The organism is Micromonospora sp. NPDC004704, from assembly GCF_053601675.1.
The window spans coordinates 277,436-291,223 of sequence record NZ_JBSGCD010000004.1 but is presented as its reverse complement, the minus strand read 5'-3'; the positions used below and the strand labels follow the sequence as shown (position 1 = coordinate 291,223).

At 71.0% G+C, this 13,788-nt stretch carries 11 protein-coding genes; 5 read left to right on the top strand and 6 right to left on the bottom strand.

Annotation, left to right across the window (positions count from 1 at the left end; all coding sequences use genetic code 11):
* The first annotated feature begins 3 nt into the window (after positions 1-3).
* The gene (locus ACWEFB_RS07650) at positions 4-2,895 is read left to right on the top strand and encodes an AfsR/SARP family transcriptional regulator (RefSeq protein WP_452283259.1); all 2,892 of its coding nucleotides are present in this window, start codon (positions 4-6) and stop codon (positions 2,893-2,895) included.
* On the opposite strand, the gene ACWEFB_RS07645 is transcribed toward ACWEFB_RS07650, so the two are convergent.
* Positions 2,892-3,941, bottom strand: a complete 1,050-nt coding sequence (locus tag ACWEFB_RS07645) for an App1 family protein (protein ID WP_452283257.1) — start codon at positions 3,939-3,941, stop codon at positions 2,892-2,894. The genes ACWEFB_RS07650 and ACWEFB_RS07645 overlap by 4 nt on opposite strands.
* Before the next feature lie 162 nt (positions 3,942-4,103).
* On the opposite strand from ACWEFB_RS07645, the gene ACWEFB_RS07640 reads away from it, so the two are divergent.
* Positions 4,104-5,756: a hypothetical protein gene (locus ACWEFB_RS07640; protein WP_452283458.1), complete on the top strand. Its 1,653-nt coding sequence runs from the start codon at positions 4,104-4,106 to the stop codon at positions 5,754-5,756.
* An 8-nt stretch (positions 5,757-5,764) separates the two neighbouring features.
* Here the strand turns inward: ACWEFB_RS07640 and ACWEFB_RS07635 are convergent, their stop codons facing one another.
* From ACWEFB_RS07635 to ACWEFB_RS07615, 5 genes are all read right to left on the bottom strand, one after another.
* Positions 5,765-6,397, bottom strand: coding sequence for a pyridoxamine 5'-phosphate oxidase family protein (locus ACWEFB_RS07635; RefSeq protein ID WP_452283255.1), 633 nt, complete (start codon positions 6,395-6,397; stop codon positions 5,765-5,767).
* A 102-nt stretch (positions 6,398-6,499) separates the two neighbouring features.
* Positions 6,500-8,065: an aldehyde dehydrogenase (NADP(+)) gene (locus ACWEFB_RS07630; protein ID WP_452283253.1), complete on the bottom strand. Its 1,566-nt coding sequence runs from the start codon at positions 8,063-8,065 to the stop codon at positions 6,500-6,502.
* A 41-nt stretch (positions 8,066-8,106) separates the two neighbouring features.
* Complete coding sequence (locus ACWEFB_RS07625; RefSeq protein WP_452283251.1) at positions 8,107-8,718, bottom strand: TlpA family protein disulfide reductase; 612 nt, start codon at positions 8,716-8,718, stop codon at positions 8,107-8,109.
* Complete coding sequence (locus ACWEFB_RS07620) at positions 8,715-9,176, bottom strand: hypothetical protein (protein WP_452283249.1); 462 nt, start codon at positions 9,174-9,176, stop codon at positions 8,715-8,717. The genes ACWEFB_RS07625 and ACWEFB_RS07620 overlap by 4 nt, the downstream gene beginning before the upstream one ends.
* A gap of 179 nt (positions 9,177-9,355) precedes the next feature.
* Complete coding sequence (locus tag ACWEFB_RS07615; protein WP_452283247.1) at positions 9,356-11,401, bottom strand: M6 family metalloprotease domain-containing protein; 2,046 nt, start codon at positions 11,399-11,401, stop codon at positions 9,356-9,358.
* A 306-nt stretch (positions 11,402-11,707) separates the two neighbouring features.
* On the opposite strand from ACWEFB_RS07615, the gene ACWEFB_RS07610 reads away from it, so the two are divergent.
* From ACWEFB_RS07610 to ACWEFB_RS07600, 3 genes are all read left to right on the top strand, one after another.
* Complete coding sequence (locus ACWEFB_RS07610; RefSeq protein WP_452283245.1) at positions 11,708-12,529, top strand: poly-gamma-glutamate hydrolase family protein; 822 nt, start codon at positions 11,708-11,710, stop codon at positions 12,527-12,529.
* A 118-nt stretch (positions 12,530-12,647) separates the two neighbouring features.
* Positions 12,648-12,929, top strand: a complete 282-nt coding sequence (locus ACWEFB_RS07605; protein WP_452283243.1) for a hypothetical protein — start codon at positions 12,648-12,650, stop codon at positions 12,927-12,929.
* Between the two features lie 139 nt (positions 12,930-13,068).
* The gene (locus ACWEFB_RS07600) at positions 13,069-13,545 is read left to right on the top strand and encodes an NUDIX hydrolase (RefSeq protein WP_452283241.1); all 477 of its coding nucleotides are present in this window, start codon (positions 13,069-13,071) and stop codon (positions 13,543-13,545) included.
* The last annotated feature ends 243 nt before the right edge of the window (positions 13,546-13,788 follow it).

Genomic DNA, 13,788 nt, shown 5'->3' with positions numbered 1-13,788 from the left:
ACGATGACCACAACGGACAACTATCGGAGCGGGGCACCGGTACGCCTGACCGTGCTCGGGCCGGTGCGACTCTGGCGGGGTGGCGAAGAGGTCCAACTCGGCGCACCCCAGGTACGGGCCCTGCTCGCCGTACTGCTCGCCCGGGTCGGCACACCGGTCAGCCTGGCCGAGATCGTCGACGTGCTCTGGGGGCAGGATCCGCCGCCCACCGCGGTCAACGCCGTACATGGGCACATCGGCACCCTGCGCCGGTTGCTGGAACCCACGCTCGGTCCACGGGAACCCGGCCGGTGGCTGGGCCGCTCCGCCGGGGGTTACCAGCTCACCGGGGACGCCGACAGCGTCGACCTGCTCGACTTCCGGCGTCTGCTCGGGCAGGCCAGGGCCGCCGTCGCCGCCGGTCGGGACGGCGCGGCGGTGCCACATTTCGCCGCCGCGGTGCGGCTGTCGCAGGGGCCGGGTGCCGGCAACGTCAACCCCGCCATCCGTACGCATCCGGTCTTCGGCGAACTCGACCGGGAGTACTTCGACGCCGTCCGGGAGGCGGCCGACTGCGCGCTCGGGTGCGGGCAGGCGGACGAACTCGTCACCGACATCCGGCGCGCGGCCGAACGGGCGGTACTGGACGAGCCGCTACAGGCCAGGCTGATCCTGCTGCTGGTGGCATCCGGTCAGCAGGCGCAGGCACTGGCGGTCTTCGCCCGGGTCCGGGCCGCCCTCGCCGAGGAGCTCGGCATCGACCCCGGTGCGGAGCTGCGGGCCGCGTACGAGACGGTGCTCGACCGGCAGCGGGGCAACTCCGTACCGGAGGCTGACCGGCCGACCCCGACCGGTCCGGTGGTACGCCCGGCGCAGCTCCCGCCCGACCTGTCGAGTTTCGTCGGACGGCGGGGAGAGCTGCGGCGGGCCCTGGCCCTCGTCCCCGAGCAGGGCGCCCCGTCGACCGCCATGGTGGTCAGTGCGATCAGCGGCATGGCCGGTACGGGTAAGACGACGATCGCGGTCCACTGGGCCCACCGGGTCGCACCGAGCTATCCCGACGGGCAGCTCTACGTGAACCTGCGCGGCTTCGATCCAACCGGTTCGGTGATGAGCCCGGCCGAGGCGCTGCGCGGGATGCTCGACGCGCTCGGGGTCGCCCCCGAGCGGTCGCCGCGCACCGTCGAGGGGCAGACCGCGCTCTACCGCAGCCTGCTCGCCGGGCGCCGGATCCTGGTGCTGCTCGACAACGCCCGCGACGCCGAGCAGGTACGTCCCCTCCTGCCCGGCGGTCCGGGGTGCCTGGCGATCGTGACCAGCCGCAACCAGCTCTCCGGGCTGGTCGCCGCCGACGGTGCGCATCCGCTGGTGCTCGACATCCTGCCGCCGACCGACGCGCGGGAACTGCTGGCCCGCCGGGTCGGCGCCGCCCGGCTGAACGCCGAACCCGAGGCGACCGGGGCCATCCTGGGCCGGTGCGGCGGTCTGCCGCTGGCGTTGGCGATCGTCGCCGCCCGGGTGGCCACCTCGCCGGCCCGGTCGCTGGCGGGGATCGCGGCCGAGTTGCACGACGAGGAGGGCGGGCTGGACGGGTTCGCCGATCCGGACGACGTGGTCGACGCGCGGGCGGTCTTCTCCTGGTCGTACCGCGCGCTGAGTGCCGACTCGGCCCGGCTGTTCCGGCTGCTCGGCGGGACCAGGACCGGGCCGGAGATCAGCCTCCCGGCCGCCGCCAGTCTGGCCGGTGTGCCGGTTCGGCGGGCCCGTGCCCTGCTCGCCGAACTCGTCCGGGCCAACCTGGCCGTCCAGCCCGTGCCCGGCCGCTACACGATGCACGACCTGCTGGCCGCGTACGCCGGGGAACTCGCCGCGACCAGCGACGATGCGGGGCAGCGGCGGGCGGCCCGGCACCGGTTGCTCGACCACTACCTGCACAGCGCCCTGGCGGCGGACCGGCTGCTGTCCCACCACCGGCCCTCGCCGGGCCCCCCGGCGGATTCACCGGGGTCGTCCGCCGTCCCGCAGGCGCAGCCCGGTGGCGCCGCCGAGGTGCCGTCCGACGTGGACGCCGCCTGGGCCTGGTTCACCACCGAACGTTCGACCCTCCTGGCGGCGGTCGGACGGGCCGCCGCGGACGGTTTCCCCCACCACGCCTGGCAGCTCACCTGGGCGATGGTGCCGTTCCTGCACCGGCGCGGCTACTTCGACGACTGGGTCAGCGCGCAGGAGACCGCGCGGGCAGCGCTCGACCCGCGCGAGGACCGTCTCGGGCTGGCCCACACCGGCAGCCAGTTGGGCCTGGCCTACACCGAACTCGGCCGGTACGACGATGCCAGGGCGCTGCTCACCCGGTCGGTGGCCCTCTTCGCCGAACTCGGCGACCACACCGGCCAGGGCGACACCTACCGTCGCCTCGGCGGGATCGCCTACAAGGAGGAGCGGTACGACGACGCCCTCGCACACAGCCTGTCCGCGCTGGACCACTACACGGCGGCCGGTGACCGTCCCGGCCAGGCCCACGCCCTCAACAGCATCGGGTGGGTGCACGTGCTGCGCGGCGACCACCACCTGGCGATCGACCACTGCGGGCGGGCGCTGGTCATCGTGCAGGAGGTCGGCAACCGGCAGGGTGAGGCAGCCACCCGGGACAGTCTCGGTTACGCCCACCACCACCTGGGCGAGTACGCACACGCGACCGAGTGCTACCGGGAGGCGATCCGGATCCGCCGGGAAACCGGTGACCGGGTGTACGAGGCGAACAGCCTGCACCGCCTGGGTGACAACCACCTGGCCGCCGGTGAGCCCGACGAGGCGTACGCGGTGTGGCGGCAGGCGCTCGACATCATGACCGAGATCAGCCACCCGGACACCGGGAAAGTACGGGCCAAACTGAGCGCCGGCCCGGTCGACGGTTAGGTGATCTCGGTGTCGCGGAGCAGGCGCCACAGACCGGCGCCGTCCGGGGCGTACAGCCACGGCTGACCGGCCAGGCCGGAGGCGTGCGGGTCGCCGTTGTGGTGGCCGGGCAGGCCACCGGCGAGCACCGACTGGGTGGGGGAGAGCCGGCGGATCGCGACCGCGGCCACGTTCTCCGGGTGGGCGGCGGCGAACTCGGCGTAGATCTCCTGGTCGTGCTGGCCGTCGTCGCCGACCAGCAGCCAGCGGACCTTCGGGAACTCACGGGCCAACTGGGCCAGGGTGGCCCGCTTGTGTTCCCGCCCGCTGCGGAACCACCGGTCGACCGTCGGCCCCCACTGGGTGAGCAGCAGCGGACCGGCCGGGTAGAGGTGCCGGGAGAGGAACCGGGTCAGCGTCGGGGCCACGTTCCAGGCGCCGGTGGAGAGGTAGAAGACCGGGGCGCCGGGGTGGGCGGTGACCAGGCGCTCGTAGAGCACCCCCATGCCGGGTACGGCCATCCGGGCGTGTTCGTCGAGCACGAACGTGTTCCAGGCGGCGAGCAGGGGCCGGGGCAGCGCGGTGACCATCACCGTGTCGTCGATGTCGGAGAGGATGCCGAAGCGGGCCTCCGGGTCGACCACGCGTACCGGGGCGTCGACGGGTTCGGCGCCGGGACTGGTCAGTCGCGCCGTTCCCCAGCCGGGCGGCAGGTCGGCCTTGATCACGGCGTCGATGAACCCGCTGCGGTCCGTACGCGCCTCGTGCCGGCTGCCGCCCGCCTCGATCAGCACCGGGGCGTCCTTCACCGGCAGGGTGACGAAGCTACGCCAGCCGCGTACCTTCTCGGCGGGTCGGGGTGCGCGGGGATCGATCCGGGTGAGCAGCATCCGGCCCATCACCCGCAGCCAGCCCTGGCCGCCGTAACCGGCGTACGCGACGATCGTGGGCGGCCATCCCCGTTGCCGCAACCGGCGGGCGAACAGCTCGTGCACCGCGTCCTCGACCCGGGCCGCCCGGTGGGGGCGCCGGGTCACTTCCGACGATCGGGCGGGTACGAGCGACACCCCTGACACCCTGCCATAAGCGGTCCCCGCCGGCCATGCGAGCACCGGGCACAATGATCAAAAATTCCCCGGACCTGCCCGTTTTGCCGAGATGAACGGTTTTCACCCTATTCAACGTGCGACACTGCCTGCGGGACGACGACGGGGGCGTTGGTCGTGTCAGTGGCCGTGGAGCAGACCGAACGGCAGCACCGGTGGCTCGACGCGCCGGGGCTGGTGGCCCTCCTACTCGGGCTGGTCGGTATCGGTTACCGGCTGGTCCTGATGCTGCTCACCGTGCCGGGCGGGAACAGCGACGAGGCGACCTTCGGGCTCGCCGCGGCACACATCGCCACCGGCAGGGAATGGCCGATCTTCCTCTACGGGCAGCACTACATGGGGGTCGTCGAGTCGTACCTCGCGGCGCCGCTGTTCGCCGCCTTCGAACCGAGCTGGGTACTGCTCCGGCTGCCGCTGATCTTCCTGTACGCCGCCTTCGTCTACCTGATGTACCGGCTCACCCGGCGGCTCTACTCCCCCTGGCTCGCCACCCTCACCGTCGGGCTGTTCGCGCTCGGCTCGGAACGGATCATCCGGGACCAGCTCACCGCGGTCGGCGGACGGCCGGAGGTCAAACCCGCCGTCGCCCTGCTGCTGCTGATCGCCCTGGCCCTCGGCGAGCGCCGGATCGTCCGCCGCCGCTGGCTCGCCTTCGGCGCCTTCGGCCTGGTCACCGGGCTCTGCGTGTGGGACGACTGGCTGATCCTGCCGTACCTGGCGGTGGCCGCGCTCGTGCTGCTGATCGGCAACTTCCGGGAACTGTTCGGCTGGGCCGGGCTGCTGCTCGTCGCCGGGTTTCTCCTCGGCGTACTGCCGCTGATCCTGGACAACGTGTACGCCCCGCCGGGGCAGGACTCGCTTTCCGTACTGTCCCAGGTCAGCGCCGGTGAGGGCGGGGACACCTCGACCGTCGACCAGTTGCACGGCAGCGTACTGGTCGGCATCCCGCTCGCCACCGGGATCTGCCTGCCGACCGCCTGCACCGGGTGGCAGATGGCCTGGGGTGCGCTCTACCCACTGCTGTTGCTGGTCGCGGCGGTGCTCGCCGTACTCTGCCTGCGCCGGCCGGGACCGGTCGAGCCCGCCGCCGGTCACCGTGACGAGCCCGCCTCCGGGGACACGCCGCTCGTCCGCCGGCTGCGGTACGTCACCCAGCTCGCCCTGCTCGCCGGTGCCGCCCTGACCCTGGCCGGGTACGCCCGCAGCTCGCTCGCCGCCACCGCCCCGTTGGCCAGCGCCCGGTACCTGTCGATCCTGCAACTGTCCCTGCCGGCCGTACTCTGGCCGCTCTGGCTCGCGGCCGGCTGGGTGCGGCGGGGCCGACAGGGGGCGAGGGTGGCCGGGGTCCTGGCGAGCGGGGTGCTGGTGGTGTTGGCGGGCACGATGGTCTACACCACGGTCGACCTGATCAGGGAGGTGCCCACGATCAGGGCCGAGGAGGGCCGGTCACGGGAACTGGCGACCGTACTGCGCCGGGCCGGGATCACCCGGGTCTACGGCGACTACTGGACCTGCAACCGGCTGATCTTCAACAGTCGGGAACGGGTGCTCTGCGCCGTACTCGGGGACAGCCTGCGGCCCGGTCAGGACCGCTACCCCGCGTACCCGCGCCAGGTGCACGCGGCCGACCGGCCGGCGTTCGTGTTCGGCCGGCTCGAACCGGCCGACCAGGCCTTCCGCGACCTGCTCCGGGAGCGTGGCATCGGGACGCGGACGATCGAGTTCGCCGAGTACCGGATCTACCAGCCCGACGTCACCGTCCGGCCCGGCCGGTGACGCTCCGCTCAGCCGTAGAGGCGTTCGGCGTACGCCGGGCCGTAGTAGCGCTCCAGCTCCTCGAGGGACTGGTCGGGGGACTCGAGCGCCTTGGCGATGCACGCCCGCGACGGCACCACGTCCGGCTGCCAGCTCTCCGGCCGCCACAGGTCGGAGCGGAGGAACGCCTTCGAGCAGTGGTAGAAGATCTCCTCGACCTCCACCACCATGGCCAGGGTGGGCACCCGGCCCTTGACCGCGAGCCGGGGGAAGAACGGGGCGTCGCGGACCAGCCGGGCCCGACCGTTGATCCGCAGCGTGTCGCCCCGGCCGGGGATCAGGTAGACCAGCCCGACGTGCGGGTTGTCGAGCACGTTGTGGAAACCGTCGGCCCGCCGGTTGCCCAGCCGGTCCGGGATGACGATCGTGGTGTCGTCTAGGACCAGGGTGAAGCCGGCCGGGTCACCCTTGGGCGAGACGTCGCAGGTGCCGTCCGCGCCGGCGGTGGACATCAGGCAGAACGGCGACGCGGCCAGCCACTGCCGGTCGTAGTCGTGCAGGGACTTGCGCGCCTTTTCCGCCACCCGTCGCAGCGGTGCGCCGAGCAGCTCGCGCAGCTCGTCGTGCGAGGTCACCTCGACCAGTTCATCCGTGTCCGTCATCGCGCCACTCCCCCGTGCCGTCGGCTCCACCGGGTCCGAACCGTCCGAACCAAGCCTAACCAGGCACGCAAGGGCGTTACCGTCCCGGAAGCCCGGGTGGCGTCACCCGGCGGTCGTGTCGACGCCGAGTACGCCGTCGGTGCGCCGGACGATGCCCAGCGGATTGCCGTCGCGCAGCGCCACCGGCAACAGCTCCTGCGGAAGTCCCTGGTACGCGACCGGGCGCAGGAACCGTCGGGCGGCGGTCTGACCCACGGACGTGTGGATCGAGGCGGTGGTCGCCGGCCACGGACCGCCGTGCTGCATCGCCCAGGTGACCGCCACCCCGGTCGGCCAGCCGTTCCAGATGATCCGGCCGGCACGGGCGGTGAACACCTCGACCAGGTGCCGGGCGAGTACGTCGTCGTCGGGCAGTTCCGCGTGCAGGCTCGCGGTCAGGCTGCCGGGCAGGACCGCCAGCGCCGCGAGCAGTTCGGCGTGGTCGGCGTACTCGACCAGCAGTGCGGCCGGGCCGAAGCACTCGGCCAGCAGGTCGTCGGGGCGGGCCAGCAGGTCGGTCACGGAAACCGCGAGCAGCCGGGCCGGGACCCGGTAGCCGTCCCGCTCCGCGTCGTCGGCCGGGGCGAGGTCCCGTACGCCGGGCACACCGGCCAGCGTGGCGGCGACGGCGGTGTAACCGTCCCGGATCCGGTCGTTGAGCAGTGGTCCGATCGTGGCGGCGCGCAGCGCGTCGAGCAGCGCCGGCTCCAGCCCGTGGCCCGCCGGCAGGAACAGCAGGCCGGGCTTGGTGCAGAACTGCCCGGCGCCCATGGTGAACGAGGCCACGAACCCGGCCGCCAGTTCCGCCGGGCGGGCGGCGATTGCGGCCGGGGTCAGCACGGTCGGGTTCAGCGAGCCCAGCTCGCCGTAGAAGGGGATCGGGTCGGGGCGGGCGTTCGCCAGGTCGAACAGGGCCCGGCCACCGGCCTCCGAGCCGGTGAAGCCGACCGCCCGGATCGCCGGGTGGGTGACCAGTGCCCGCCCGGCCTCGATGCCGTGCACAACGGCGAACGACCCCGGTGGTGCACCGGCGGCGGTCAGCGCGTCGGCCACGATCCGTCCACTGAGTACGGACAGACCGGGGTGGCCGGGGTGGGCCTTGACCACGACCGGACAACCGGCGGCGAGGGCGCTGGCCGTGTCACCACCGGCGACCGAGAACGCGAACGGGAAGTTGCTGGCGGCGAAGACCGCGACCGGTCCCAGTGGCACCAGGATCCGGCGCAGGTCCGGCCGGGGTGCCGGCAGAGCCGCCGGGTCGGCGGGGTCGACCACCGCCTCCAGCAGCGACCCCTCCTCCAGTGCGGCGGCGAAGAACTCCAACTGGACCGTGGTACGGGTCAGTTCGCCGCCGAGCCGGACCGGTCCGAGCCCGGTCTCCCGGTCGGCCAGGTCCACCAGTTCGTCGCGCGCCCCTTCGAGCGCCGCCCCGACCGCACGCAGCAACCCGGCCCGCTCGCCCGGCAGCAACCCCGCCAGTACAGGGGCCGCGGCGGCGGCCGCGCGGGCCACCCGGTCCACCCGCTGGGCGGAGGTGTGCGCCACCGGGGCGCCGACCGCCGTCCCTGTCTGCGGGTCCATGCCCTGGTCGAAACCGGTCGTCTCCACCGCGATCCCTCTCCACCTCATCGTCACACCGTCGGCCGGTCGATCACTGCGCCGTACGACACTCAGCCGGCGATGACCAGCTCGCGCAGTTGGGCGTCGAGCGCCGCCGCGTCGAGACCGCCGGGCCAGCCGCGCAGCAGCGCACCGCCCTTGGCCACGACCGCCACCGCGCCCGGCTCGCGGACCGCGTACGACTGCCAGGTCGTCTGGGCCGGGTCGAAGACCACCGGGAACTCGACCTTGTGTTCGCGCAGGTAGGGCTCCAGGTCGGCGGGTTCGTCCTCACTCACGACGCCAACGAAGACCACCCGGTCGCGGTAACTGCGGGCGAGGTCGCTCAGTGCGGTCTGGCGCTCGGCGCAGACAGTGCACCAGGAGCTGAAGAAGACCAGCACCACCGGGCGCTCGGCCCACAGGTTCGCGATGGTCAGCGGGCTGCCGTCGGTGAGGGTGCCGGTGAAGGCCGGGGCGGCGGGGGCACCGGACGGGGCCGGACGCAGCGCCAGCCCGGCGGGGACCGGGCCGGGCAGGGTGTCCGCGCCGCCGGCCGCCGCCGGGGCGGAGGATTCCCCGGCGGCGGACTCCGAGGCGGGGCCGGAGCAGGCGCCGAGCGCGAGCGCGGCCACGACCAGCAGGGCGGGCAGCAGCGCCGTACGGTTGCGCAATCGCCTCACGACGGCACCACGGCGACCAGCGCCGGTCCCTCGTCGTTGTTGGCGGTGAGGTCGATCGGGGCGCGATCGTCGACCACCAGCCGGTAGCGGTCCCGTTCGGGCACCGTCACGGGGATGGCGAACTCGCAGTAGGTGGGGATGCGCGCCACTTCGAGATCCTCCTGGAAGGTACGCACCGAGGTGCCGGACGGCAGCTTGCCCTCGGTCAGGGTCTTGCCGTCGCCGTCCACGACCCGGTACGGCGCCTTGTTGTGGATGAAGAGGTAGGGCCCGGTTCCGGCACAGTCCACCCCCTCCTCACGGATGTTGATATCCCGCACCAGCACCCGCACGGTAGTGGCGGAGGCCGCCTCGGGTTCGCCCGAGCAGGCGGTCAGCCCGGTTCCGGCCAGGAGCGCGCCGAGCAGTAGCGGCGCGAGGGCCGCCGGTCGGGCGTACCCGATGGTCCGTCGCCGCATCGTGTCTCCTCGCTCCGTTGGTGCCCGGTCCGCCCGTCGATCTAGGGCAAATGGTGGTTGATAGAGATCATCTAGCACGTATTTGCCCTAGATCGCGCAGGTCGTCGGGTCGGGATCGGCGTGACCCGACCCGACGACCTGTGCGGTGGTCAGTTCCGGTGATCAGTCTTGACGATCGGTCAGGACTTCTCGACCCGGCACTGCTTGGTGACGGTCTTGCTCGGGTCGCTGACCGAGGTGGCGGTCAGCTTGACGAACCCGGTCGCGGCGGCGTCGCTGTTGGCGGCAACCGAGACCTTGACCGTGGTGGACTTGCCGAACTGGGCGGTGGCGAGTGCGTTCGGCAGCTCGGACCGCCAGCCCTTACCGGCAACCTCGGTGGAGAGCCGGTAGACGTCGGACTTGAGGTACGCGCTCACGTCCTCCGGGTGCTGCTGACCGCCGGCCGAGTACGTCCCGGTGTTGGTCAGGTCGAACGAGCAGGTGACGCCCTTCTTGGTGGGCGCACCGGCGCTGGTCACCTCGCCCTTGCCGAGGTTGACACCGTGGGCGCTCGGCCCGCCGTTGCCGTCCAGCGACTGGACCGCGACGGTGTACGACAGGATGCCGTCAGCGTTGCGCTTGATGTCCAGGACGTAGAAGTGCAGACGGTTCGGACCATCGACGTACTCGTACTCGCTGCCGGAGTTGGTGCCCGCGTGGAACAGGGCGTCCGAAAGCTGCCGGTAGTCACCCATGGTGATCTTCTGCGGGGTGCCGTTCGGCTGGTAGAAGTCGATCATGTCGATGTCCTGCGGGTTGGCATCGATGACCCACTGGAACGGCGCGCTGTCCGCGTTCTTGGTCTTGCTGACCATGACACCGGCGTCCGGGGTGAACGAGTCCGCACCCATCCGGTCCACGACCTCGACCGTGTAGTTGTTGAAGTTTCCACCGTCGCAGAGCGGGTCGGTGGAGGTGTTGCAGGCGGGCTGGAGATCCTTGTTCAGCGCGATGTTGATGCCGGTCAGACCCTTCGGGCCGGCGTCGACAGCACGCGCCTTGATCTCGGCGACCACGAGGCCGGACGAGGCCAGGGCCTCACGGGACAGCCGCAGCGCGTGCTCCTCGCCGAGGAGACCGATCTTCAGCTTGTCCCGCAGGGTGTGCAGGGAACCCATCGAACCGCCGTTGAGCGGCGGGATCTGCCAACGGGTGTGCGGACCGCCCGGGCCGTTGAACGACCCGCGCGACATCATGCTCCACACACCGGTGTACGCCCGACGCAACGGAACGCCGTACGGGTTGTTGTAGTTGTCACCGATGCTGAGCAGGTGACTCAGCTCGTGGGCGTACGTGCCCATGCCGGAGCTCTCCGCCTGGGTGGAGGAGCCGCCACCGGCGTTCGGCCAGATCGTCGCCGCCGACTTCCACGAGGTCCAGTCGACGTACCGGGTCTTGGCGTAGTTCGGCATCGCCGGGTCCGGCGGGCCCCACGCGTCCGGGACGTCTTCCTTGGTCTGGAACATCATCTGGCCGAATTCCTGCCAGGTCGACGACTCGTCCTGACCGGCACCGAGGATGAAGACCAGCTCGAACGAGTCCGCGACCTCGTCGCCGACGGCCGCGCGCCAGGCGCCCAGACCATCGGTACGGATGTTGCGGTTGCAGGTCTCACCACCGGGGCACATGCCCGGGTTCATGTCGTTGGTGATGCCGTACTGGTACGACTTCGCCGGCATCGTGTACGGGCCGAACCCGTTCAGGTCGACGCCGTACCGGCCGTTGGAGTCCTGCATCCAGTACTCGTGCAGCGTGTGACCCTTGTTCAGGTCGTTCGGCTTGTTCAGGAAGTCCTGGTAGAACTGCGGGACCTGGTCGCGCGGGATGTTCTGCGCGGTTGCCTGGGGGTTGCCGAAGACCGTCGACCGGGCCCGCTGGGTGATCACGAACGGCTGGTCGACGTAGTCGAGGGTGACCAGCGCGATCTTGAAGTTACGGATCGAGCCGCGCACCGTCGGGTCGTTCCAGTTGGTGCCCGGGGCGGCCTTGAAGTCGTCCCAGGTCATCGTGTCCGGGAATTCCCAGTTCTGCGGGTCGAGGACCTGGAACGGGCCCGTACCGCCGGCGGGATTCGCCGGAGCCGCCGACGCGCCACTGGTTGCCACGGAGACGACCAGGGCGGACGTGACCGCGGCGACCAGAATGGAACGCCGTACGTTTCTCTTGTTGAACGGAAGGTGCATGTAGTCGCCCTTCGTCGCGGGGGTTCGACGCGGGAGGCGCCGAGGATGCCGGGCGCCCCCGAAGGGTCCGCGCCGCGCAACGAATGTAGAAGCATCGCTACTTCCCGGTCACCGTGCAGATGTCGGCAGGTCAACCAGCGTCTTTCGACACCTGAAGGAGCAACCGGGCCGTTACGTTCGACGCTGCGTCGGGGCGGGTCGGCGGAGGTCGATGCCTTGATCAACGGGCCATCGGCGTACCGCTATTTCGAGTAGTGTCGCTGCGTTGTCGGGCGCCGTCCCGGCCCCGACGGAGGGAAGACACCCGTGGTCGCCACGAGCAGACGAAACCTCCTCGCCATGGTCGCCCTGGCCGTACCGGCCGTGCAGGTTCTCACCACCGGATCGGCTGGCGCGGCGGACGCGTACCCGTCGAACACCGCCCTCTACGCGGAGACCGACCTGGTCGAGGGGGTCGACTACGCCCGCCGCTACCAGCGTCACCGCTACTTCGACGAGAGCCTGCCGCAGCGGTATCCGTACGCGAAGACCACGATCCTCGCCCCGCACGGCGGCGGGATCGAGGTCGGCACCTCGGAGCTGTGCCTGGCCGTGGCCGGATACCACCCGGCGAGCCTGGCGGTGACCCCGGCCGGCGGCACCACCCACGACTACTGGATGTTCGAGGGGCTGCGCGCCTCCAACAACGGCGAACTGCACGTCACCTCGTCGCACTGCGACGACGGGGTGGCGCGGTCGCTGTGCGCGGGCGCCCTCAATGCGCTGGGCCTGCACGGCTGCACAGCCGCCCAGGCCGGCGAGGGCGAAGACACTGCGGCGGTCCTCGTCGGGGGCCGCAACAACACGTTCAAGCAGTACCTGCTGGAGGAACTGACCTCGGCCGGGTTCCGGGCCATCGACGCGGTCAACCACGAATCGCTCAACGGCAACGATCCCGACAACATCGCCAATCGCACCCTGCTCGGTGCCGGCGGTCAACTGGAGATCACCACCCCGCTGCGGCTGGCGATGTTCGAGGTCAACACCCGCGCCCAGCGCAAGAACACCACCACGCCGCTGTTCTGGAGCTTCGTCGCCGCCGTCCGGACCGCGATAACCCGGACCGAGGCGGGCCAGGTCATCGCCTGACCCCACCGCCCGCCGACACAAGAACCTCGGAGGTACGGGCGAAGCCCGCCGAAAAGATCAATGACAGGGGAATTGCCTATCCACTCCTGATTTGCCGGCCGGCGTACGGGACCGTCGGTTGCGTTCCATCGCGATCCTCTACCTGCTCCCGACGGGCATCTTCGGTCTGGTCACGTACGCGGGTCTGACGGGCGGATCGGCGTTCGACGGACCGTGGGCGATCGGGGGGCTCGGTGGCGCGATCGGTGCGGCGGTCACCACCATGCCCCTGGCCCCGGCTGACTCCGAGCGCGGGTTGGTCATCGGGGTGAACGTCGGTCTTGCCGTTGCGCTGGCCCTGTTCGCGCTGTTCGCCACCGATGTCAGCCGGAAGTTCCGCCGGCAGTTCACTCCCGCGTGATCACGGTTCGACTGAGTCCGCCGATGGTGCGGCACAGTACCGACGCACCGTCTCGGTTGCACTGCCGGGCGGCACACGGCTGTCACTCTGTCGGGATGGCAGTACGAGTACGTTTCCGCGAGATCGATGACGGTGAGATATGACCGTTCGGCACAACACCGCCTCCGCCATCGTGCTCGACGGCAGGGATCGGGTGCTCCTCGTCCATCACCGGAAGTCCGGGTTGTGGCTGTACCCGGGTGGGCACGTCGACCCAAACGAGGACCCGGCAGAGGCCGCAGCGCGGGAGGCTCGGGAGGAAACCGGCATTGACGTCGACATCGTCGGCAAGCCCTCGTTCGAACATCCGGCGGTGCGGAGCATCGTTCCGCCGTTCACGATCATCGAGATGGACGTCACCGACTCGCGGGCGGGGAAGCACCGGCACATCGACTTTGTCTATGTGTGTCGCGCCCAGCCTGGAGTACTGACCGGCCAGATGGAGGAGGTGGCCGGCGCGAAGTGGGTGGCCGTCGAGGCGGTCGCCGAATTGAAAGTTCCGCTGGAGCTGCCCGCGCTGGTGGCGGCTGGCGCTCGGTGGGCGGCAGCATCCGGAGCCTTGGCCAACGCCGGCTAACAACGAGACACCTCAGGGGCACAGCCTGGTTGGCGGTGCCGCTGTTACTTCACCGTCTCCGCTCCGAAAACATTCGGGCTTCATGCCATCTATGGGGCGTGGAGCCTAACGATTCCGTTGCTCAGTAGGACATCGCAGTAACTCGACTACCTCGCGGTCAGATCGCCCGCAGCCGACGACGGATTGACGGGTCGTCGTGAACCCACTCGACGAACCAAGCTTCGGCCTGCTCGGGACGCACAT

Coding starts and splice junctions, on each gene's coding strand:
- ACWEFB_RS07650 (WP_452283259.1), top strand. CDS start 4: ATGACCACAACGGACAACTATCGGAGCGGGGCACCGGTACGCCTGACC.
- ACWEFB_RS07635 (WP_452283255.1), bottom strand. CDS start 6,397: ATGACGGACACGGATGAACTGGTCGAGGTGACCTCGCACGACGAGCTG.
- ACWEFB_RS07630 (WP_452283253.1), bottom strand. CDS start 8,065: ATGAGGTGGAGAGGGATCGCGGTGGAGACGACCGGTTTCGACCAGGGC.
- ACWEFB_RS07620 (WP_452283249.1), bottom strand. CDS start 9,176: ATGCGGCGACGGACCATCGGGTACGCCCGACCGGCGGCCCTCGCGCCG.
- ACWEFB_RS07615 (WP_452283247.1), bottom strand. CDS start 11,401: ATGCACCTTCCGTTCAACAAGAGAAACGTACGGCGTTCCATTCTGGTC.
- ACWEFB_RS07600 (WP_452283241.1), top strand. CDS start 13,069: ATGACCGTTCGGCACAACACCGCCTCCGCCATCGTGCTCGACGGCAGG.